We start from the raw sequence: 23,624 nt of genomic DNA, 5'->3' as shown, positions 1-23,624 counted from the left end.
CAACTGAGTGCTCGCCTAGGCCAGCAGGGAGCCCGTGCTGAAAAAACTCACCAGGGTTTCGTCCGTGGTCAGCGCAAAACTGCCATCGCCGAGCGACAGGCCGATCAGGTCGGTGGCGGCGCTGCCGCGCACGTCGATCTGCAGCGAGCCCGCAAGCGTCATGAGCACGCCCTGCGCGCTTTGGGTGAGGGTGACATCCCCTTCGAACCCGTCCCACAGATAGAGCTTGTCGGCCCCCTGGCCGAAGTCGGTGATCAGGTCGGGCGCACCGCCGGAGCTCGCGAAGCCGCTGTCGAACACGAAGCTGTCGGCGTCCAGCCCCCCGGTCAACTCGTCGACACCCGGCCCGCCCTCGAGCCGATCGCTGCCGGCCCCGCCGTTCAGTGTGTCGTTTCCGGCGGCGCCGAGCAGAACATCGTTTCCGCCGCCGCCGGAGAGAATGTTCGCGGAGCTGTTGCCGACGATCCTGTCCCCGGCCTCGCCGCCCTCGACATCGTTTGCCGCAAGGCTCTGCGCGCTGCCGCCGAGCGTGCCACCGGAGATGCCGATCTCGCTCTCCAGCAGCGTTTGCAGCCCGTCCGCATAGGCTTCATAGCCCTCGGCGGTCAGGTGCACGAGGTCGTCGCCGATCAGCGACGTGTCGAACGGCGCATCGTAGAGGTGCAGCGTCGAGTAAGTGGCCTGAAGCGCGCTCACCGTGGCCTTGATCCCGGCGTGATAGGTGCCGTTGCCGGCGTCGCCGACGACCTGCGTGCCGTTGACGATGCTGTAGCCCTCGTTGATGGCCTCCGAGACCGTCAGCAGGTTTCGGTAGGGTTTCGGCGGGATGGTCGAGATGACCAGATGCGCGGTGCTGGCCACGTCGGATTGGTAGAACAGCTCGACCACCGTCTCGATGCGCGCGATGAGCGTATCGAAGATGTCCGCGTAGAAGGCGTCGCCGCCATAGTTGAAGTCGTTCGTGCCCATCATGAACAGCACGACATCCGGATCGAGATCGGCCAAGTTGGCCTGAAAGGAGGCCGCGTCTGCGGCATTGTTGATCGCCTGCCGCAGTTCTTTGCCTGGCACCCCGGTGTGATCGGAGTCGAGCATCCCCTCCGGGCCGCTCGAGTAGACGCCGACGTAGTCGACGAAGGCACCGTCCTGCAACAGGTTCTCGAAGAGCACTTCGCGATATCCTGCGCTGTCCGCGCGGTTGTTGACGGTCTCGGAGTCGGTGTCGCCGAGGTATCCGTAGGTCAGCGAGTCGCCGTAGGGCAGCACCCGCGCCGCATAGGCATAGGTGCCGGCCGCGAGGTCGATGGACAGGGCCCGGGTCTCTCCGGCGAAACTGGTTGCGACGGGGGTCGCCGGGGTGCTGCTGTCGAGGCTGAGCGCGGGGCCCGCGGCGGTGGCGGTGTTGCCGCTGGTGTCGGTGGCGGTGACCGAGGTGGTGAGCGTCCCGTCGGTGAGGCCCGAGAGGTCGAGCGTGAGACTGCCGTCCTGGGCGAGGCTCCCGGTGACGCTGGTGGTGCCGTCGGAGACGGTGACCACGGCGGTGGCATCCGCATCGAGGCCGGAGACGGAGAGGGCCACGGCGGTGATCTCGCCGGCGGTGATCTCGGTGTCGGGCGCGGCGAGGGTGAGGTTGCCGTCGGCATCGGCGCTGTCGTCGGTGGTGTCGCCGCCTGTCTCGCCGCCTGTGTCGCCGCTGCCCCCGGTGTCCCCGGTGTCGGGCGTGCCCGAGGATCCGATCGGCGCGTCGGAGGCGACCAGCGCCATGTCGGTGGGCACCGCGAGGCTGGCGGAGTTGCCGGTGTCGTCGACGATGGTCCCGGCGGTGTCGAAACTGTAGGCGCGCAGCAGGCCGGTCTCGCTGCCGTCCAGCGTGTCGCCCATGGCGGCGGCGATCTCGGCGGCGCTGCGCTCGGTGGTCCAGATGCGAATATTGTCGAACAGCCCGGCGCTGGCGCCGCTGGCGCCGCCGGCGAGCGCGTCGAGGCGCAGCGTGTTGGTCCAGGCGGTGGTCGAGGTGGCGTCGAGCACGCCGTCGATGTAGATGCGCAGGGTGCCCGAGGCATCGCGGGTGACGGCGTAATGGGTCCAGGTGTCGAGCGCGATGGGGGTGGTCGCCTCGACGCGGGTGCGGGTGCCGCTGCCCTTGGAGTAGAGCTGCAGGTAGCCGCTGCTGAAGTCGATGGCCTGGTCGTCGTTGAGCCGCGCGATGCCGCCGGTTGCGGTGCTGTCGAGCTTGACCCAGGCCTCGATGGTGAAGCTGCCGGCGAGGGTGATCTGGGCGATGTCGAGCGCGGAGCTGCCGCTGCCCTGGGCGCTCAGCGCCAGCCCCGCATCGCCGCCCGTCGCCGGCGCGGTGCTGCTGTCGAGGCTGAGCGCGGGGCCGGAGGCGGTGGCGGTGTTGCCGCTGGTGTCGGTGGCGGTGACCGAGGTGGTGAGCGTCCCGTCGGCGAGGCCCGAGAGGTCGAGCGTGAGGCTGCCGTCCTGGGCGAGGCTTCCGGTGACGCTGGTGGTGCCGTCGGAGACGGTGATGACGGCGGTGGCGTCGGCATCGATGCCGGAGACGGAGAAGGCCACGGCGGTGATCTCGCCGGCGGTGATCTCGGTGTCGGGCGCGGCGAGGGTGAGGTTGCCGTCGGCATCGGCGCTGTCGTCGGTGGTGTCGCCGCCTGTCTCGCCGCCTGTGTCGCCGCTGCCCCCGGTGTCCCCGGTGTCGGGCGTGCCCGAGGATCCGATCGGCGCGTCGGAGGCGACCAGCGCCATGTCGGTGGGCACCGCGAGGCTGGCGGAGTTGCCGGTGTCGTCGACGATGGTCCCGGCGGTGTCGAAACTGTAGGCGCGCAGCAGGCCGGTCTCGCTGCCGTCCAGCGTGTCGCCCATGGCGGCGGCGATCTCGGCGGCGCTGCGCTCGGTGGTCCAGATGCGAATATTGTCGAACAGCCCGGCGCTGGCGCCGCTGGCGCCGCCGGCGAGCGCGTCGAGGCGCAGCGTGTTGGTCCAGGCGGTGGTCGAGGTGGCGTCGAGCACGCCGTCGATGTAGATGCGCAGGGTGCCCGAGGCATCGCGGGTGACGGCGTAATGGGTCCAGGTGTCGAGCGCGATGGGGGTGGTCGCCTCGACGCGGGTGCGGGTGCCGCTGCCCTTGGAGTAGAGCTGCAGGTAGCCGCTGCTGAAGTCGATGGCCTGGTCGTCGTTGAGCCGCGCGATGCCGCCGGTTGCGGTGCTGTCGAGCTTGACCCAGGCCTCGATGGTGAAGCTGCCGGCGAGGGTGATCTGGGCGATGTCGAGCGCGGAGCTGCCGCTGCCCTGGGCGCTCAGCGCCAGCCCCGCATCGCCGCCCGTCGCCGGCGCGGTGCTGCTGTCGAGGCTGAGCGCGGGGCCGGAGGCGGTGGCGGTGTTGCCGCTGGTGTCGGTGGCGGTGACCGATGTGGTGAGCGTCCCGTCGGCGAGGCCCGAGAGGTCGAGCGTGAGGCTGCCGTCCTGGGCGAGGCTCCCGGTGACGCTGGTGGTGCCGTCGGAGACGGTGACCACGGCGGTGGCATCCGTGTCGAGGCCGGAGACGGAGAAGGCCACGGCGGTGCTCTCGCCGGCGGTGATCTCGGTGTCGGGCGCGGCGAGCGTGAGGTTGCCGTCAGTATCGGCGCTGTCGTCTGTCACGGGCGCCGAAGTGCTGCTGTCGAGACTGAGCGCGGGGCCCGCGGCGGTGGCGGTGTTGCCGCTGGTGTCGGTGGCGGTGACCGAGGTGGTGAGCGTCCCGTCGGCGAGGCCCGAGAGGTCGAGCGTGAGGCTGCCGTCCTGGGCGAGGCCCCCGGTGACGCTGGTGGTGCCGTCGGAGACGGTGACCACGGCGGTGGCATCCGCGTCGATGCCGGAGACGGAGAGGGCCACGGCGTTGCTTTCGCCGGCGGTGATCTCGGTGTCGGGCGCGGCGAGGGTCAGGTTGCCGTCGGTATCGGCGCTGTCGTCGCCGCCTGTCTCGCCGCTGCTCCCGGTATCGCCTGTGTCGCCGCCGGTGTCCCCGGTGTCCCCGGTGTCGGGCGTGCCCGAGGACCCGATCGGGGCGTCGGAGGCGACCAGCGTCATGTCGGTGGGCACCGCGAGGCTGGCCGAGTTGCCGGTGTCGTCGACGATGGTCCCGGCGGTGTCGAAACTGTAGGCGCGCAGCAGGCCGGCCTCGCTGCCGTCCAGCGTGTCGCCCATGGCGGCGGCGATCTCGGCGGCGCTGCGCTCGGTGGTCCAGATGCGGATATTGTCGAACAGCCCGGCGCTGGCGCCGCTGGCGCCGCCGGCGAGCGCGTCGAGGCGCAGCGTGTTGGTCCAGGCGGTGGTGGACGTGGCGTCGAGCACGCCGTCGATGTAGATGCGCAGCGTGCCCGAGGCATCGCGGGTGACGGCGTAATGGGTCCAGGTGTCGAGCGCGATGGGGCTGGTCGCCTCGACGCGGGTGCGGGTGCCGCTGCCCTTGGAATAGAGCTGCAGGTAGCCGCTGCTGAAGTCGATGGCCTGGTCGTCGTTGAGCCGCGCGATGCCGCCGGTTGCGGTGCTGTCGAGTTTGACCCAGGCCTCGATGGTGAAGCTGCCCGAAAGGGTGATCTGGGCGATGTCGAGCGCGGAGCTGCCGCTGCCCTGGGCGCTCAGCGCCAGCCCCGCATCGCCGCCCGTCGCCGGCGCCGCGGCGGTGGTGGCGAGGCTCAGCGCGGAGAGTTCCACGGAGCTGATCTGCGTATCGGACGCGGCAACGTTTTCTTCGTTTCCGTCTGAGACGACCAGCGCGACCGTGGCCGTGTTCGAAAGCGCGCTGCCGTCGGACACGGTGTAGGTGAAACTGTCCGGGCCGCTGTAGCCGGTATCTGCGGCGTAAGTCGCCTGCCCGGTGACCGGATCGATCGAGAGCGTGCCATGCGCCGGGCCGTCGACCACCGCCACGGTGCCGGGCAGCAGCGTGGCACCCATGACGCCGTCATTGGCCAGCAGGTCAACCGTGCCGCTGCTGCCGCTTGCGACCTCGAGACTGTCGTCCATCGCCACGGGCGCGCTGCGCGCGGCATAGCTGACTTCCGAATAGATCGCGGTGGCAGACACGCCGCTGGCCGGGGTGCCACTGAAGCTGTTGTTGCCCGTCCAGATGCTCATGAACATGTAGGAGGGGACCTGCGGGAAGCCAATTTCGGACTCCGCGACCTCGAGCAGCAAAGTGCCATCGACGTACCAGGCGATGCGGTCGGGCTGCCAGTCGATCCAATAGGTGTGCAGCCCGTCGGCGGCATCGAAACCGAGATCGACCGTCTCGCCGACGGAACCTTCGGGCGTGTAGTAGGTCAGCAGGACGCTGGTGGTGTCATTGCCGAGAAACTCGATATCGATCTCGCTGGCTTCGGTGCCATAGGGCGTGCCGGTGTAGACGAAGAAATTCGACAGCGTGCCGTCGTCCGCCGCCGGCTGCATGACAATTTCGTAGCGCCCGAAATACGTGGGATCGGCGGCGCGTATTTCGCCGCCTGTATAAGTCTTCCCCGATAGGGCGGAGTCGGTCAGGCTCAAATTGATGGTTCCGCTCGCAGCGGCCACATGGGTCGGCGACCAAGCTGTATCAATCCAGTTTCCAGCGTTCACATAGCTCGAAATCTGCCAGTCGACGAGGTTGAGGTCATCGAAGGAATCTTCGAAGGAAGTGTAATAAGCCATTGAAATGCCTTGACTTGATCGAGTCGATTTCCGGCTTTGAGGCCAACTTTCGACGCAAGGGAATGTGAAATGGAGCAGATGCTGCGTGGCGCCCGCGAAAAATGGATTCGATAAAATTCAACTATTTGGAGAGTGGACGCGTAAATAACTTTTGATTGCTTCAATATCGAAGAATGGTAGCGCAGCGCTCATTGGGCATCAAATGGCAATCCAACTTTTCGGCGATAAATCCCGAGTTCCGGATAGCTATCAGGCAAGTATTGCCCACTTTATAGTCACTCCGCCCGAATGCCAGGTCGGTGAGGCGTCGGACCGGGGTGAAAGCTGGCGCGGATGGTGGGTCATCTGCGTTCACCAATCGGTCGCGCCGGCACGCCCGCGACGATTCCATTGGCGGGGACATCACGGGTCACCACGGAGCCGGCCCCGACGATGGCCCCGTCGCCGATGCGCACGCCGTCGAGCACCTTCACGCCGGCGCCGATCCAGACATCGCGGCCGATGATGACCGGGCCCTTGCTGTGCAGCCCCTGCGAGACCATTGGACCCGCCCCCAGCGCCGTACGGTAGCGGCCACCGCCGAAGTAGCATTGCCCGGCGATGATGGTGAAATCGCCGACCTCGATGCCGGAGACGGCGCTGAAGCAGCATTGGCTGCCGATGGAGCAGTCGGCGCCGATACGCAGGTGGTTCTGCTTGACCACGAGGATCGAGCCGCGGGCAATGAGCGTTCGATCTCCGATGATGAAGTCCTCTGCGGACTCGGCACCGCGGGCATCCAGGGCGCAGGCATCGTCGATCGCCACGTTGTCACCGATCCGCATCCGCAGGGGACAGCGCAGAGAAATGCTTCGGCCGAAATTGGCGCCGCCGGGTCTTTGGGCGAAGAGGCGGGAAAACAGGGCCTTGCGCAATACGAACCCAAGCGCGCCGGGAAGCGGGGCGGCGAGGATCGTCGCAAACTCGTAGAGCAGCAGATCGCGCAGGCGCCGCGAGCCGACGAAGAAGGCCTGGTATTTCCGAAGCGCGCCTCCGTCCTGTGACAGGGCGGCGATCACCTGGTCTTTCTTGGGGGAGGCATAGGCCGCCTCGCGGTCGGACGACTGGGGGAGCGGCTGGGTGGCATCAGTTTTCAACGTGCTTCTCCTGCCGTGCGAGCCTCAGGGCCGCGGCGAACTGCGGGGCCAGGCGCTGCGCCGACGTCTTGTTGAGGTGATTGGAGTCCCGATAGAGCGGGTCGCCATCGAGCGTCAGGCTGCAGCTGTCGTCATCGCAGAGCATCTGGTCGAGGCGGACCGGCAGCAGATCATACGCCTCGACCAGCCGGTCGTAGGCGGCGATGACATCGGACGTGCGCCCGTCGTAGAGCGTGCGCGGCAGGCTGACGTCGGCGGGCTCCGCACCGAGGATCGCGTTTCGAACGATGCTGTCAGGCACTGAAAATCCGGCCTCTGGGAGCGGGTAGACCAGTGCGATCTTCGTGCCTGTGCCCTGGAAGCTGCGAATGGTCTGCTCCATCCCTTCGAGGAAGTAGCCGGTCCGATCCGCTTCCGAGGACAGGGGCGCGCTCTTGTCGCCGATCAGCAGATCGGTGCGGTCACGCTCGGCCAGCCCGTAGGGGGTCCAGCCCTGGGTGTAGATCGCCGGCCTGACCATGATGACCAGCAGCTTCAAGTTCGGGTTCGCGAGGATCGACTGGTAGCTTTGGGTGACAAAATCCAGGCAGTCGTGTTCCTGGCCGACCCAGTACACCTGGAAGTTTCGGATCGGGGGGCAGCCGCCGTTTGCATAGAGCGCCACCGACAGGCCGATGTCCTTCGCGGCGCCGTCGAGAGCCGGCATCAGGGCTGGCGCATGGCTGTCGCCCCAGACCGCAATCTCGGCCGGCACCTGCCCGTCTCCGAAATGGCAGGGCTCGGACCAGGACTTTTCGTCGATCACGTCCCAGAAACACTCTGGCATCCGGTCCGGATAGTCGAGGCTGAACGCGGCAATGCGTTGCGCATCGGCTGGCAGGCGGCCGGGAAATCCCTTGCTCACCACCAGAACCCCGGCGCCGGCGATCACCGCTGCCATGGCCACTCCCGCGGTCACAAAGACCGTCCGCCGGCCGCGTGCCGCTGCGGGGTTGCGAAACGGCTGCTCGACGTAGCGCCAGCTCAGCCAACTCAGCGCGAGCGAAAGCGCGAAGAGCCCTGTCGCCTCGGCCGCATCGGGAAAGGCCATGCGCAGATAGACGAAAACGACGATCACCGGCCAGTGCCAGAGGTAGAGCGAATAGGAAAGCCGCCCGATCCAGACGGCTGGCGCGGTCGAGAGCAGCTGCCCGACGCGGGACTCGCCCGCGCTGCCGGCATGGATGATCAGCGCGGCTCCGATTGTCGGGGCGAGGGCCGCCCAGCCGGGAAAGGCGGTCTGCCGGGTGATCACCAGCGCCGAGCCGAGGATCAGCAGCAGGCCGCAGCAGGTAGCCGCCTCCCGCACAAGCCTGCTGCGCCACGCGGGCAGGAACCCAAGCGCCAGCAGCGCTCCGAGGCCGAGCTCCCAGGCGCGCCATGGCAACAGGTAGTAGGCGGCGGTCGGCTGGCTGACGGTGGTCGTCACGCTGAGCGCCAGGGAGACGGCGGTGAGCACCGCGACGAAGATGTCCATGCGCCAGCGCAGTCTTGCGAGCAGCATCAGCAGCAGTGGCAGGAAGATGTAGAACTGTTCTTCGATGCCCAGCGACCAAGTGTGCAGCAGTGGCTTCTGGTAGGAGGCGGCGTCAAAATAGCCGGCCTCGAGATAGAACAGGATGTTGCCCGAGAAGAGCACGGCCGCCGCAGCGCTCTGCGCTGCATTGTAAAGGTCGATGGGTGCGAAAAACGCGCTGGTGATCGCCAGCGTTACGGCGATCATCACCAGCAGGGCGGGCAGGATACGATGGATCCGCCTGACGTAGAAATCGAGGATGGAGAAGCTGCCGCTTCCGATCTCGCGGGCGATGATCCGGGTAATCAGGAAGCCGGAAATTACGAAGAATACATCGACCCCGACGAAGCCGCCGGGCATCCAGGTGAGGCCGAGGTGGAAGAAGACCACCGGGATGACCGCAAGGGATCTCAGCCCGTCGATATCCGGGCGATAGTCTGGGTGCACCATGGCTGCCTCTTTCCGCGCTTCGGCCAGCCCAGGGTGGTGGAACGCGAGGCGCGTTCGGAAATGTCTTTTGAAAAGGGGCGGGCTGAAGCCGGGAAAATCTACATCTCAAACTTCAGTCACCCTAGGGGGTGTCGCTGATTCAAGGCTAGCGCAAAACGTGCTTGTGCCTCGGATCGGCGCGATGCGGTGCGCGCGGTGCTCAAATCTCTGGCTTTGTCGCCATAGGCGTGAAGCGATGCTTGGAAGCGCCGGCGGATGTTGCTAGCGTTTCGAAGGCATTTTCAGACGTTCCATTTTTCAGAATTTTCCTCATTAGGGATATTTTCATGGTCGAAAGTCATAGTGACGGCGGTGATCTGAACGTCCGCCCCGGCCGCAAGCGCATCTTCTTCTGGGTCAAATTGTTCGTCTCGGTCGGGCTCTTCAGCTGGGTCGTTTCGCGTGCCGATCTGGGGCCGGTGATCACCGCGATCTCGGGAGCAGACATGAGCTGGCTGCTGCTTGGATTGGTGTCTCAGATATTCGGAGCGGCGCTTATCGCCTGGCGATGGGGCTTGGTGCTCTCGATGCGGGACGTGACGCCCGGCTATGCCTTCTTGTTGAAGTCGACGCTTGTGTCGCTGTTCTTCCGGCAGTTCCTGCCCTCTGTGATCGGCGGCGATGCATTGCGCGGGCATGATGCGTGGCGGGCCGGCGCGACGCCGGGGTTCGCCGTGCTGTCGCTCTTCGTGGACCGCCTGTTCGGCCTTCTGTCGCTGTCGCTCTTCGCACTCTGCGCGCTGTTGGGGGTCCGGCACGCGGTGCCCGAGCTGTCGGTGGTCATCGTTCCGGTCTGCCTCGCGGTGGCACTGATCCTTGGCATGCTCGGGCTGCTTTATGTCCGGCACGAGGATGGCGCCTGGCTGGCATGGGTCAAACGCCGTCTGCCGGCGAAGGCGGCGAGCCTGCTCGACCGGTCTGTCACCGGGTTTCAGGTGTTCCACGGTCGCGGAGGCATGATGGTCAAGCTATTGCTGATCTCTTTGGCACTGCAGGTGAATGTGGTCAGCTTCTACTGGATGCTTGCCCAGGCATTGGGTCTCGAGGTGCCCTACACGGCCTTCTACGTCATCGTGCCCTTCGCGATCTTTGTGATGATGATGCCGATCACGATCAATGGCATCGGGTTGAGAGAGACCATCTTCGTCTATCTGCTGGGGCTCTGGGGTGTCGGGGGCGAGCCGGCCCTGGCCCTCGCCTGGCTCGAGTTCGGCTTGATCCTGGTGGTGGGGGCGATCGGCGGTCTCGTCTACCTGTACCGCAAGGACAAGTACGGCGCCCGCGGCAGACCGCTGGAGCCCGAGTTGAAGCCGCTGGCCGAATGACGTGCAGGCGCGGCCGCTGGTGCCGCGCCTGTACAGGCTGTTGCATAGCCCTTGAGGGGCTTAGAGCAGGAACTCGTCCGTCGCGGTCACATCGAGATCGGTCGAGGTGATCTCGAGGTAGTCGGCACGGGCGTATTCGCCGCGGTCCCACTGCCCGACGATCGAGATCGTCGCGTTTTCGCCAATCACGACATCCTCGAGGGACAGCTCGCGGGCCGCGTGGGTGTCGGCGTCGAGGGCCCAGGAGCCGACCTCCTTGCCGTCCACGAGGATCGCGATCTCGCCGGCGCCATCTGCTTCGTCGAAGACGCCGAGGTCGAGGTCATAGGTCCCGGCCGGGCCGTCGAAGGTGAAGCTTGCGACACCCGCGCCGTCGGCTTTCGACGCAACCTTCACGCGCTCACCTCCGGAGGCATCCGGGCTGCGCTCCACGACGTAGTTGTCCAGTGTCATGGATTCCAGCTCGACGTGCGCCGCGAAGCCGCCGCCGCCGACGGGGGCCTCGATCTCGTCCTCGATGTCCGGCTCGGTGGTTGCCGAGTCCGAAACCCCGGAGATATCGACGTAATCGACCCGAGCGAGCTCGCCGTGCCGGTTGTATCCGACGACAACGATCTCGTCGCCCGATGCGATCGACACACCCTCAGCCAGGCCTACGTGGACCGCGTTGTCGTCTGCGGTAAGGTTCCAGCTTTCGACGGTCTGGCCGGCCACCATCAACTCGATGCGGCTTTGGCCGTCATTTTCGTCGAGGTAGCCAACCTTGATGTCGTAGGTCCCGGTCGGTCCATTGAATGTGTGCGAGGCGTTCCCTTCGCCGATACTCCGATCGGAGACTCGGATCATCTCCTTGCCGGACATGCTGCCCTTGCTCTCGATCTGGTAGTTGGTGAGGACCATGTCTTCGGCTTCGATGAACACGGCATAGTCGGTGCCACCACCGGTTTCCGTACCGGTTCCTGTGTCGGTCCCGGTGTCGGTGCCGGTGTCGGTACCACCGTCGGTCCCGGTGTCGGTACCACCGTCGGTCCCGGTGTCGGTGCCGCCGTCGGTCCCGGTGTCAGTGCCGCCGTCGGTCCCGGTGTCAGTGCCGCCGTCGGTCCCGGTGTCGGTACCACCGTCGGTTCCGCCGTCGGTCCCGGTGTCAATGCCGCCGTCGGTTCCGGTGTCGGTGCCACCATCGGTTCCGGTGTCGGTGCTGCTGTCGCCGCTTCCGAGGTCGAAGCGATCTTCGTCGAGCAGGTTGCCCGCCTCGCCGGGGGCGCGCACATCGACCAGCGTGATCGAGTTGTCAAAGGCAGGCAGGGCGCCGAGGTTTGTCGCGCCTTCCGGAAGATCCGCAGGGCTTGTCACGAAGGCAAGCTCGACCGGTACCGAGATCACCCCGGCCGTGCCGGTGACGCGGTCGCCCACCAGAATGTCGACCATCAGGAAATAGGAGCCGCCGTCGGTGTAGTAGCCGTCGTTCGCGGCGTTTTCCTTCCACCACCTCTTCTGGCTGGCACCGCCGTTGCGGTCATCCTCGGAGCCGAAGGTAAGTTGCTTCGCGCCGAGCGTATCGACCTTGTCGACCACGACGGAGAAGTGGTCGTACCAGGCGGTGAGCACGAGGTCGGATTTGTCGAGGTTCACCTGCGCCTCGAGGTGACCGACATCATAGCCACTGGCCCAATCCGCCGAGTTGTCGGAGACGATGTAGAAACTGCCGGAGGCGTCGCTGTCGAGCTCCATGTCAACGCCGTTGTCTTCGAACAGATTGCCGAGGATGACGTGATTGTACTCGTTGCCCTGGTCGTTGTTGTCTTCCCAGATGCCGACCTCGAAGCCCTTGAAGGCATTGTCGACCAGCTTCACCTCGTGGAACTCGTGGCCACGCACACCCTTGCTCGTGCCCTGGTAGAGCGAGTCCTCGGAGGCGACGAAAACGCTGTCCTTGATCAGGTAGTCGCGCTGATACCAGCCCACGACGCCGAAGTTCACTTCCCAGCCGACCATGTGCTCGATGATCGACGACAGGTCGGTGTCGGACGGGCGCTTGTCGGAGGTGGTGGCAAAGGCGATCGGGGTAACCAGCGCTTCGTTGTCGGCGAAGAAGCGGATCGGCACCTTGGAGACGCTCGACTCGTCCTGGCCATAGAAGGGATCGTAGCCGTAGGTCGCCTCGAAGGCGTCGGTGTCGGAGTTCATGTGCCGGCCCGAGCCGTCGTCGGTGCCCATCGGCCAGAACAGGTAACCTGCGCCGGACGAGCTGACCGCGACGTTGTCGAAGTTCTCGAGCATCCGCGACTTGTACGCGAAGCCGACCCCCTGGCCGAAGGCGTCATTCTCATACTGCTGGAGGTAGCCGTCGTGCGTGGTCGAGCCGCTGTCCTCGGGGTTGAACTTCGGGCCCGGGCCGGAGCCGGTGGTGCTCATGGTGATGTTGTCGGCCCAGATCCCGGTTTCGGTCCCGGCCTCGGCGACGATGGCCGCGCCATTTACGCCGTAGACGGCGTTGGAGATCACATCGAGGTTGGAGTCGTGGTGCACGATGCCCCAGCCGGGGCTGCCCCAGACCGCGTTGCCCTCGGCGAGCGCGGGGTCTTCGCCGGTCTGGCCGCCGGTGCGGTGGAAGTGCAGGGCATAGCGCGAGGCGACGTTGGTGTCGTCGTCGATCGCGACCGACTTGTCGGTGCGGCCCAGTTCGTAGAACTCGGCGTTCTGCACCGAGACGTCACCATTGTGCATGAACATGACATGCCCGCGCTCGTCGATCGGAACGGTGTTGCCGTCGAGCGTGTAGGCGTCGTCGGTCGTTTCGGTGCCGATACGGATGTTGCGGGTGTAGTTGGCGACCGGAACCGAGAAGGACTCGCCGGCGAAATCCTCGGGCGTGCTGTGGTCGTATTGCAGCGCGCGGTCGAGCGTGACGCGATAGGTGCCATCGGACTGCGCCTCGATGCCGGTCACGATCGCGGTTTCGTCCTGAAATTCGTTGAGCCCGGTAAGCTTCGTGCCCGCGACGACGATCTTGTCGCCGATCTGCCAGCCCGAGGGTTGCTCGGAGAGGATCAGGCTGGTGTCGCCGGCCTGCGGATCCTCGGCGGTGCGCAGGTGGTCGGTTTTGTCCTGGCCGGCAATCCGGGTGGTGCCATGCGCCACGATGCCCTTGGACAGCTGGTTCGGGTCTTCCGCGGTGTTGATCGCGCCATTGTCGCGGTGAATGACGATCTCTGCGCTGACCCCGGCCTGCACGGGATTGTCTTCGGTGCCCATGGTGAACACGGAGGTCGAATTGGTCAGCAGCGTGTCGACGACCATCTTGGTGTCGGTATCGACCGCGAAATGCAGTTCGCCATCGACGCCGACGCGGTCGAGGCGAGCATCGCTGACACCGTCGTAGACCACGGAAATGCCCTGCGGGATGTAGACCTTCTGGCCGTCGCCGGGAACCTGACCGTCGGCCCAGGTCGAGGGATCGAACCAGGAACCGCCAGTGACCGCTACGGCGACATCCGGATCGCTGGCGTCGGGGAAGAGGTCGAGCATCGCCAGATGGTCGCTTCTCTTGTCGGCGTCATTGGAGTGCGCATGCATCTTCGCGCTTTGAAGGAGCGCCTGCTGCGACTCGATCGCGGCCTCCAACGTCGTGCTACCACGACCAACGAGGTCCTGGATGCGGTCTGAAGCCATATTCTTTCTCCGTTTCTCAGCTCGTAATTGTTCGAAGCGTCACAAACTGACCCTAGGGTAGGGGTAGGTCGCCGGCCTGAGACGCAATTTGGGTCCAAACGAGAACAGTCCGAGACCGGCTCCCGTCTGGAATTTCGGTGCGCTTAGCTAGAACGGCATCATATCGGTTGTCTGGCATGCAAAAATGTATTGGCAGATTTCTGCCGAGAGGCTCTATAAATACATGATTTTTTAGGGTGTCTGCTTAAATGAAACCCTCTTCTATTCCGGAGGATTATTTATTGGGCGGGGGTGGAAATGATATTCTTTATAATTAACCGAATTGAACAATTTGGAAAATGCCCTTGCGTAAGTTGTTCAGTTTCGAAGCTCAAGTCTTGCCTAAATGCTGACTTATTCTTGCGTCTCGCGATGCCGGATGTACCGGCGCTTTTAGGTTCGTGCACAAGAAATTAGCGTGTTATGGCTATTTCTTGCCACGATGGAAGGGCGCAGAACTTTCGTTGCTTGCGGGCCGATGCTGCGACCTGTGCGTAAAAAAATAAATGTAAACTGCGAGTTAAATCTCATCTTCATGAGGGTTGGGTGTTTCGATATGTAAGCTCAGGTTGTCTCCGTTCGATCCGTTTATAATTTTCCGGAAAGTGCGCAAATGCCGCAAGTACGTCAAATTCAATATCTGACGCTTTGTTCATTTCGGTACAATGAAGTATAATTACGTAGGGTAAAAGGATTTTTGAGAATTGGTGAAGCTCTTGGGGATGATTCGGCTGGCCGGTGCGGATCCTGCGCGAAATTAATTTTGACCTAGGGTCAACCTTTGCCTCCTATTCTTTGGCTCGGGCCTTCGAAGTGAGTGCATCCGACCGGAGGCTTCGCTCCACGAGCCCTTGTCTTTGTTGCCGCAAGGTAAGGTGTTATCGTCTCAGATGGTGCTGGACCCCGCGCGGGACCGGCAAGCTTCGCTTGTGCGCGCGACCACCTCGCTGGATCTCCCTCCGTCCGCGAAGGGCCGGAAATGCTGCACCGCCCAGGGGCGAATGCGGTACCGACGCGTGACGTCGTCCGGGGACGGGTGTGCTTCCTGACAAATCTTTCATCTGGCCGGGTTCGGGGGCCTTGGCCTGCAGGGGTGGGGTCTGATCGCTGTTTTTTTGGGCGCTACCCGGCGCTGCGCCGGTGTCTGTGGCCTGAATTCGTCCATGACCCTCGCGCGGCCCAAAAATTCTTTCGAAGAAATCCGGCCGGTCCACTATGGTCTAAGTCATTGAGACTGACTTTATCCATTTCACAGCACTGATTTGTTCGCGAAGCTTTCCGGACGGTGGGTGCTCATCCACTGGTTAACATGATTTCGAGATCGAATTCTCCCGCTTCGCCGCCGTCACAGCAGCTCGCTTGTGTGCCCCTCCCTACCGGTCCCGACGCCGCTCATCCACGACCCGTTGAGCTCGCCGACTGCCGGCGCCTGTTCACTGTGTGCCGCCCCGGCGTGCGCCTTGCGCGTGCTGACGGCCATGACGTCCTCAAGCGCGTCACGCAGCCAGTACGGCCCAGCGGGCCGATGACCCACGCTGATCGGAGGGCGCGATGATGTCGAACCTCACGACCCGACATGACAATGTTCCGCTGTCGCATGGCGCCTTTCGGCAGCGGCAGTGGATGGCGCTGGATCGAAGCGGGGTTGTCAACCTTCTCGCCGCGGCGCTCCTGACGCTTTTGGGCACGGCGCTTGCCACGATGCTCGCCGGAGGTGTGCCCGCAATCGGCATCGACGATGCGGCGATCACCCGCTCTTACTCGGAGAATATCGCGAACGGGCTTGGGTATGTCTACAACGCCGGCGGCGAACATGTCGAAGGCTCGACCAGCTTCCTGTGGACGATGGTGGTCGCGCTGATCTACCGGCTGACCGTCACGCCCGAGGTGACCATCCTGCTGGTGACAGGTCTGCTGACCTGGTTGGCGACCTACTCGGCGCTGCGGCTGCTGCGCTGCCTTGCCGAGCGGCTGGGCCTGTCCGGGCAGCACGCCACATTGGCGCTTTGCGTGTTTCTCGCAGCCAGCCCCGCCTATTTCCTGTGGAGCGTCTGGACGATGATGGAGACGGCGCTCTGGTCGTGCATGGCGCTGCTGCTCATCTCCAAGTTGGTGCGCTGCGTCGAGGCGGAAGAGGCGGCACCCGGTGCCTCGGTCTATGCCGCCGCCGTTGCGCTTCCGTTGATCCGGCCCGAGGGGATTGCGGTTGCAGTGGGCCTTCTGGCGCTGTCAGCATTGCTGGACCGGGGTTTGCGCCTCCGGCTCGGGGCGGCGGTGTTGCTGGCTCTTACCGCCTTCGCCGCAGTCAGCCTGTTCCGGCTGAGCTATTTCGGGCAGCCTTTCCCGAACACCTTCTACGCCAAGGTCTCGTCGGACCGCATGCAAGACATCATCGACGGGAGCAAGTACGCGCTCAGCTTCGTGCTGGGGTCGCCCTTCGTGTCGGTCTTCGTCGCGGCCTGGAGTGCTGCGGCACTTTGGGGCCTGCTCGGCGCACTGCGTGGCCAGCCCGGCGCGCGGGGTGTGGTCGTCGCCGCGGCCGGGGTCTTCGGGTTCCTGGCGGTCTATGCCGGGCTTGGCGGAGACCATTTCGCGCAATGGCGCTTCTACCAGCCGATCATGCCGCTGCTGCCGGCGGCGTTCGCCCTGGGCGTTGCGCTCTGCCTCGTCCGGGTGTGCGGCGCCGGGGTCTTCCGCGCGCCGATGCTGGCGTCGGGGCTGCTCGTCGTCGGCATCGGCTGGATGCAGTACTACCAATCGCGCTTTGACATCACCAAGGAGTTTGATCTGACCCGCGACGGGCTGGAGTTCGGCACCTATCTCAACGGGGTGACGCCCCTGCCGTCGATTGGCGTCGGACCGGCCGGCGGCATAGCGCTGGCCTACGAGGGTTACATCTACGACCTTCTCGGCCTGAACTGGACCGAAATGGCACATGCCAACCCGGTGAAGACCGGCATGCGCAACCACGCGAGCTTTGACAAAGCGACCTTCTGGGCAAACCGCCCCGACGTTCTGGCAACCTTCAACCGGGAATGCCTGGGCGATGGCAAGCAGGTGTTCTGGGCCAGCAACGACGATGCCTTCGACGGCATCTTCAGCGACCGCCGGTTCCGGGCGGAGTTCGTGCCGGTGCTGTTCCGCCAGGGCGCAGATTGCTGGCCGGGCTTTGCCGTGCCGGACTGGCTCGACGAGATTTCCGCCGACAGCGGCGTGACCACGCTGACCTGGGATCAGATCGAGATCCGCGAATAGCGTCGTCCCGGATGAGGCGTCGGGGCGCTGATTGAGGCCGAACGCCCCGGGTGGATCGCGCGGCCGGGCCCTGTGGCATCTGACCTGGCTGTAGTTTTGATTTTGGATGTGGAACGTGACAGTGACTAGAATTCTTGGAAATTGTGTTTTGAGCCCGAGTGGGCTTGGGTTTCCCGCATCGGTTCCGGCTCTGGTAGAGGGTCTGTCGTGACCGTTGGTATCGCGTTCGTCGGAGTGGGCTATGTCGCCGACCTCTATCTCAACACGCTGAGCAACTGGACGCAGGTGCTTGATCTCAGGGGGGTCTACGATCGTTCGCCGGAGCGGCTGCAGGTCTTTGCAGGCGAATACGGGGTTGACTGCTACGACTCGCTCGACGCGGTGCTGGCAGATGACTCCATCGAAATCGTCGCCAATCTGACCAACCCCGACCAGCACTACGAGATCTCGCGCCGCGTGCTCGAAGCCGGCAAGCATGTGTATTCGGAAAAGCCCCTCGCTCTCGACCTTGCGCAGGCCGAGGAGCTGGTGCGCCTGGCCAATGCGCGCGGACTTCACATCGTTTCTGCGCCGGCGAGCGTGCTTGGAGAGGCCGCGCAGACCTTCTGCAAGGCGGTTCACGACCGGGTGCGTGGCAAGCCGGTGCTCGCCTACGCCGAGATGGACGACGGGATGGTGCACAGGATCGGCTACGAGAACTGGGTGACCCGCACCGGCGCGACCTGGCCGGCGACGGACGAGCTGGCGACCGGCTGTACGCTGGAACATGCGGGCTACGCGCTGAGCTGGCTGATCGCGTTGTTCGGGCCGGTGCGCCGGGTGGTGAGCGTGGCGCGGCTGCTGATCGGCGACAAGGGGCCGGACACGCCCGAGAATTACAGCACGCCGGATTTCTCTTGCGCGTGCCTGGAATTCGACGATGGGGTGGTCGCGCGGCTGACCAACAGCATCATCGCCCCGCACGATCACAATCTTCGGGTCTTCTGCGAGGACGGCATCATCGAGGTCGAAGAGACCTGGGACTTCAAGGCGCAGGTGCGCTCTGTGCCGATCCCGACCTCGCGGGTGCGGCGCCAGGCTCAGAAGATCTTTGGCTGGGATGGCGGGCGACGGCTGGAGCCGGCGCACAAGCGCGAGATCTCGACGGCGAAGCGCGGCTACCCGATGGATTTCGCGCTGGGTCTGGCCGAGATGGCGCAGGCGCTCCGATCCGGGCGCCCCCCCCGACTGTCGGGCGCCTTTTCCCTGCATGTCACCGAGGTGTCGCTGGCGATCCAGCACCCCGAAAGGTTCGGCACCGTGTACGTCCCGCGCAGCGAGCCGGAGCCTGTTCGGGCGATGGACTGGACGGAATTCTAGCGCCCGACCGCGGTCAGAATGCCCCGCGTTGTCGCGGCGTCTTCGACGAAGACCTCGCGGGGCAGGGCGAGGAGTTGATTGCGGCAGACGGCAATCGGGCTTGGATCGTCGAGCAGTTCGGCGATCTTCCGCGGCAGGCTCTCCTCCTCCGGGGCCTCGATGATCAGCCCCGCGCCACGCGCTGTCAGCCAACGCGCGGTCTCGGTCCCGTCGGGGGCCAGCGCCGGCGTTGCGAAGTAGCCTCCTTCATAGATGCGATTGGGCAGAAGCCAGGTGGAATTGGCGCCGGCCTCATACCAGTCGCCGGCCCAGATCAGGTCGATCTCGCCGTAGATCCGCCCAAGGTCCTCAGGTGCCTTGTAGCGGCCTTCAAAGCGCAGATTGGCGAGTCCTAAAATGTCCTGATCGAAATTCGGGAAGACCCCCGGCGCAGGGTAGCCACGCAGGATGATCTCTACTTGATCCGGGAAGCGTTGCGCCAGCGCGCGCATCAGCGCCAGCGAGCGCTTGCACCGCAGGTTGCCGAACCAGCCGATCCGCAGCTTGCGACCCGGCGCTTTGGCGGCGGGCCGCGGCCGCGGTCCGAAAGCGTCGCCCTGGATGAGCCGGTTTTCGACCAGGAACGAAGGGCAGAGGTCGGGGTAGAAGACGTCGAAATGCTCGCTCACGAAGCGCGGCGAGGAGACCACTACGAGACTGCAATCGCGCAGCAGCTTGGCCTCGAGATGGCGCAGGGTTCGCGCGACGGCAGACCCGCCGATGAGCCGGTGGTGGATATCGAGGCATTCATAGACCAGCGGCGTTCGTAGCTTCAGCAGCTTGCGGGTTCGCGCCGCGAGGGCCAGCATGTCGAGGTTGCGCGCGTAGATGACATCGGCCTGTCGCAGCAGATCCGCATGCTGCGCGGCGACGCGGGCGCCGGAGAAGATGCTGCCGATCCGATGCAGGTAATCGTTGTCGTGGGTCTCGCCGAGGTCCACCAGCGTCCAGTCGGGTGCTGGGATCTCGCCCCGGCGTGGCATGAAGCCGGTCACCGTGCAGCCGGCGCGCCGGAAGGCGCTGGCGCGGCGGCGGACCGCGGCGTCGCCGGCGTTGTGCCCGAAGAAGGCGACATGCGCCGCGGCGGGATCGGGCGCAAGGCTGCGCGCGGGTTCACCAAGCATAGTCGTGCGGCGCAAGCGTGCGCTTCTCGCGAAGGTCGTGGGCCGCGCCGGCAGGGTCGGCGTGCGTGGGGGCAAAGCCGGACATGCGCGCGACAAAGCCGGCGATGCGGGCGAGTTCGGTCAGGTCCTTCTGTGCCATGGCCACCCGTCCGCGCCACATTGCGCCACGGCCGAGCGCGGCCGCAAGCGAGCGCCCGGCGACACCGCGCCGACGAAGGTGCGCCAGCCGTTCGGCGATGGGATTGCGGAACGCGGTGGAGCAGCCGTGTTTTCCCGCCAGCGCACGGATGGCGATCTGCCGCTCGATCTCGGTGAGCGGCGTCTCCGGGCGCAGTCCGGCGGCGCTGGAAAAATCGCAGAGCGCGGCCTCCCAGTCGGACCGCCGGGCATAGACGCAGCCGCGCTGCAGAAGGGCGGCGCGGCTGCGCAACGGTGGGTCGGCGCTGTCGAACAGGGCCTCATAGAGCGACAGCGGCAATACTTGGCGGAAGTCCGCGAATATCTTGCGGTCGAACTCCATCCAGACCTGCTCGGATGTATCGGCGGCATGGCGCAGGCTGGCGGGGCCCCGGGCGCCGTCGTGCTTGCGCTGATGGAAGAGGACCTCGTCGATCATCTCGATGGGGTAGCGGCTGGCAAGGCGCACGAACATCTCGTAGTCGATGGAGCGCGGCAGGTCCTCGCGATACGGTCCGACCCGATCGAGCGCCTCGCGCCGGACCAAGGACGCGTTCTGGAAGAAGAATACGTCTTCGAGAAGGTGGCGCAAGACGGTTCCCTCGCTCAGGTCCGGCCAGTAGCCAGTCCCCATGGTCTCGCGCCGGCCGGTCCGGGGGTCGTCGCGGAAGCGTTCGTGGCGCCCGGCGGCCAGGCCCGCATCGGTTCCGTCAAGTCTGCCGGCGAGCCGTTCCGCCGCGAAGGGCAGGGCGATGTCATCGTCGTCGCAGACCCAGATGTAGGCGCCCGTGGTTTCCTGCAAGGCGGCGTTCAGCGCGCAGGATTTGCCACGGTTCTGGCTGCGCCGGTAGAGGATTTGCCCCGGCGCGTGCTTGGCGAGTGCCCGCCCGTAGGTTTCGGTTCCGTCTGTCGAGCCGTCGTCCCAGATGACGATCTGGTCGACCGGCCGGCTCTGGCGCTGCAGCGAGTCGATCGCTTCCTCAAGGAACACCTGGCGATTGCAGGTCGCGACGATTGCGGAAATCGCAGTCATTAAACTCTATTCCTGAAAAAAGACTTGGTGCTAAATCTCGTTTAGGGTGCATGCTTGCGAAAAATTGTCCAGCATAGAAGCCAGGAACCACCCCGCCACCAACTGACATTTCCAGGGGTGGGACGAATTTTCAGACGTTTTTTGCTTTGGAGTACATATTTACCATGACGCGTTTTCTTATCGCTTTGATGCTCATGATCGGAATCATCGGAATCGGTCAGAGCGCCGCCGCAAATGACTACCGCCTCGGGGTCGAGGACAAGATTGCCCTGCGGGCAATTGTCTGGAACGAGGCCGAGCGCAATTTCGAGCCCTGGGACATTTTCGGCGGTGAATACAGCGTCCAGGCCGGCGGGCAGATCTTCGTGCCGCTGGCGGGTGCCGTCGTGGCCCAGGGTCTCACGGCGAGCGAGCTTTCGGATGAGATCGCCGCCACGCTGGTCGACAAGGGCGGGCTCCGGGATGTGCCGCATGTCACGGTCGAGATCACTGGCTACCGGCCGTTCTACATTCTCGGCGACGTGCAGCATCCGGGGGCGTACCCGGGCGGGCCGGGGCTGACCACGCTGCAGGCCGTCGCGCTTGCAGGCGGCGCGCGGCAGGCGATCGGGGAAGAGGGCGGAACCATCTCGATCGACAGCATCCGCAGTACCGGCAACCTCCGCGGCGTGCTCGCCGAGATGGTTCGCGCGCTGGCGCGAAAGGTCCGGCTCGAGGCCATCCTTGCCGACGCCGACTTGTTGAGTTTCCCCAGAGATATGCGCCATCCGGATGGCAGGGAGGCCTTGCAGCGGGTGCTCGCGGAGGAGCAGGCGATCTTCGCGTCCGGCAATGCCGCTTTCGAGCGCGAACTGGCGTCGCTCAAGGATCTGGACGCCTTGCTCGAGGCAGAGGTCGCCGGGCTGGAGAGCAAGCTGTCTGGACTTGCGGAACAGCTGACCATCGCGCGCGACTCGGTGGGCAACATGTCCGAACTGAAAGACCGCGGCTTTGCCCCCGCGTCGCGACTGGCGGATGCGCAGCGCAACCTGTTCGAACTGGAAAGCCGCGACACCGACCTACAAAACAGCATCTTCCGCGCCCGGCAGCGGATCACCGAGAACGAGCGGGACATCATCGAGCTGAGCGCGAGCAGGCAGACCAATGCGACGCTCGAGCTGCAGAAGGTTCAGGCCGAGCTGGAAAAGCTGCAACTGACCCGGACCGTCATGGAGCAGGTTCTGGTGGCGCAGGGGATCGGGATGCTCACGTCCTCTGCGACCGAGGTCGTGACTCACTTCGAGGTCGCCCGACGCGACGAGAACGGGGCCGATGTGGTCCAGCAGCTCAGCGCGAGCGATAGCGTGCTGCCCGGCGACGTGATTACGGTCAGCTCCGAGATCGTTCCGCTGGACGATCCGGAGTACCTTCAGTAGCGGGCGCCTCCGGCGCGGGCAGCCCGTTCAGGTAGCGCGCGAGTTCGGTGTCATGAATGCTGGCGGCGATCTGTTCGCTGCAGCGCTGTGCAAGGGTCTCCCGATAGGCATGGTCGCTGAGCAGTCGCACCAGGTTCTCGCTGAACTCGCGGGCGCTGTCGGCTTTCACCACGAGCGGGTCGAGCGCCCCGTCGTAGCCCTCGAGTGCCTTGCTCGAGGCCAGCACGCTCATGCCGAGCTCCATATAGGTCACCAGCTTGATGCTGGCACCGCTGGCGGCCCGCGCCGGAGCGAGCCCGACTGAGGCGGCGCCGCCGACCTGTGTCAGATCCTCGATCCTGCCAAGTACGGTGACACCGGCGGGCGGTTCGTGAACGTCGTTTCCGATTTCGCCCACGATGAGAAGTTCGGCGCTGGGAAGCGCCGCGCGGACCAGGGGCCAGATCTCGTCAAGAAGGTATTCCAGCGCGTCACGGTTGCCGCCGTGGCGAACGCCGATGAACACGGCGCGCGGGGTGCCCGAGCCGGCGGCATTGACCACATGCACCGAGGGGGGCAACCAGATGTGGCGCTTGTCCGGGAGCTCCTGCGACAGCCGCTTGGCCTCTGCCGCGGACGCATAGATGCACAGGTCGGCCTCCTTGAGCCAGCCCAGTTCCGTCGCCATTGGAATGGATACATGGTCCGGGGACAACTCGGCTTCGCGGAAGGAGTCCGCCCGAAGCGAGAACACGTCGTGCAGCAGAACGGCCTTGGTCCTGCCGATGCAGTCCGAGAGCACCGGCCCCATGGAGCTGTATTCGGCGATCGTCACGGTGGAGGCAGCGGCGTTCTCGGCCCGTGCGAGGGCGCGGTGGTCTGCCGGAGCGGGCGGGCTTCCGAGCGTGTTTTTGAAGCGGGGGCGGGGTTTGCGGTGCCGCGCGAACAGCGCCCAGGCCAGCAGGCGTGACCCGCGCCGGAACGCCCGCAGCCAGACCGCGCCGGACAGGGCGACATATGCCTGACCGATGCGCAGGCTCCGAGGCCAATGAATTTCGCAATTGCGCTCGGAGAAGGCGGCGGCTGGACGGGACAGGGGAATGCTGCCGAAGCCGGCGGTCGGGGCGCAGACGATGCGAACCGCGTATCCACAGGCGACGAGCATGTCGATCAGGGCAAACAGATACACGCCTGACCCGGACAGCGCGTCATCGAGCCGACGCTGCACGAGGATGGTGGCGCACTTTGGGGATGTATCCGTGGGGGCAGGGCGGCTGAAGTCTTCGGGGACTTCCCCATCCGGCAGGTTGGCTGAGCGTAAATTATCCAAAATCTTTGACACTTT

At 65.1% G+C, this 23,624-nt stretch carries 11 protein-coding genes; 4 read left to right on the top strand and 7 right to left on the bottom strand.

Annotation, left to right across the window (positions count from 1 at the left end; genetic code table 11):
• Nucleotides 1-15: 15 nt before the first annotated feature.
• From LC039_RS16485 to LC039_RS16470, 3 genes are all read right to left on the bottom strand, one after another.
• Nucleotides 16-5,682, bottom strand: a complete 5,667-nt coding sequence (locus LC039_RS16485) for a LamG-like jellyroll fold domain-containing protein (protein ID WP_226626453.1) — start codon at nt 5,680-5,682, stop codon at nt 16-18.
• 341 nt (nt 5,683-6,023) lie between these two features.
• Nucleotides 6,024-6,818, bottom strand: a complete 795-nt coding sequence (locus LC039_RS26990) for an acyltransferase (RefSeq protein WP_319003725.1) — start codon at nt 6,816-6,818, stop codon at nt 6,024-6,026.
• Complete coding sequence (locus LC039_RS16470; RefSeq protein WP_226626451.1) at nt 6,808-8,823, bottom strand: acyltransferase family protein; 2,016 nt, start codon at nt 8,821-8,823, stop codon at nt 6,808-6,810. Before LC039_RS16470 ends, LC039_RS26990 begins: the two co-directional genes overlap by 11 nt.
• Nucleotides 8,824-9,149: 326 nt before the next feature.
• Between LC039_RS16470 and LC039_RS16465 the strand changes: the two genes are divergently transcribed.
• Nucleotides 9,150-10,187: a lysylphosphatidylglycerol synthase transmembrane domain-containing protein gene (locus LC039_RS16465; protein WP_226626450.1), complete on the top strand. Its 1,038-nt coding sequence runs from the start codon at nt 9,150-9,152 to the stop codon at nt 10,185-10,187.
• Between the two features lie 60 nt (nt 10,188-10,247).
• Here LC039_RS16465 and LC039_RS16460 read toward each other — a convergent pair whose 3' ends face one another.
• A complete protein-coding gene (locus LC039_RS16460; RefSeq protein ID WP_226626448.1) occupies nt 10,248-13,859 on the bottom strand; it encodes a G8 domain-containing protein in 3,612 nt (1,203 codons plus the stop codon).
• A 1,593-nt stretch (nt 13,860-15,452) separates the two neighbouring features.
• Between LC039_RS16460 and LC039_RS16455 the strand changes: the two genes are divergently transcribed.
• A complete protein-coding gene (locus LC039_RS16455) occupies nt 15,453-17,153 on the top strand; it encodes a hypothetical protein (protein WP_226626446.1) in 1,701 nt (566 codons plus the stop codon).
• Nucleotides 17,154-17,360: 207 nt separating this feature from the next.
• Nucleotides 17,361-18,512 carry a Gfo/Idh/MocA family protein gene (locus LC039_RS16450; RefSeq protein ID WP_226626442.1) on the top strand — a complete coding sequence of 384 codons (1,152 nt, stop codon included), beginning with the start codon at nt 17,361-17,363 and terminating at the stop codon, nt 18,510-18,512.
• Here LC039_RS16450 and LC039_RS16445 read toward each other — a convergent pair.
• Complete coding sequence (locus LC039_RS16445; protein ID WP_226626441.1) at nt 18,509-19,675, bottom strand: glycosyltransferase; 1,167 nt, start codon at nt 19,673-19,675, stop codon at nt 18,509-18,511. The genes LC039_RS16450 and LC039_RS16445 overlap by 4 nt on opposite strands.
• Nucleotides 19,665-20,885, bottom strand: a complete 1,221-nt coding sequence (locus tag LC039_RS16440; protein WP_226626437.1) for a glycosyltransferase family 2 protein — start codon at nt 20,883-20,885, stop codon at nt 19,665-19,667. The genes LC039_RS16445 and LC039_RS16440 overlap by 11 nt, the downstream gene beginning before the upstream one ends.
• Before the next feature lie 164 nt (nt 20,886-21,049).
• Between LC039_RS16440 and LC039_RS16435 the strand changes: the two genes are divergently transcribed.
• Nucleotides 21,050-22,300, top strand: coding sequence for a polysaccharide biosynthesis/export family protein (locus LC039_RS16435; protein WP_226626434.1), 1,251 nt, complete (start codon nt 21,050-21,052; stop codon nt 22,298-22,300).
• Here LC039_RS16435 and LC039_RS26985 read toward each other — a convergent pair.
• Nucleotides 22,254-23,621 (bottom strand): glycosyltransferase, encoded by a 1,368-nt coding sequence (locus tag LC039_RS26985; protein ID WP_226626432.1) that lies wholly within the window; start codon nt 23,619-23,621, stop codon nt 22,254-22,256. The genes LC039_RS16435 and LC039_RS26985 overlap by 47 nt on opposite strands.
• Nucleotides 23,622-23,624: the final 3 nt, after the last annotated feature.

The organism is Alloyangia pacifica (assembly GCF_020524285.1).
GTDB classification, from domain to species: domain Bacteria; phylum Pseudomonadota; class Alphaproteobacteria; order Rhodobacterales; family Rhodobacteraceae; genus Salipiger; species Salipiger pacificus_B.
This window is presented reverse-complemented; position numbering and strand designations above follow the sequence as displayed.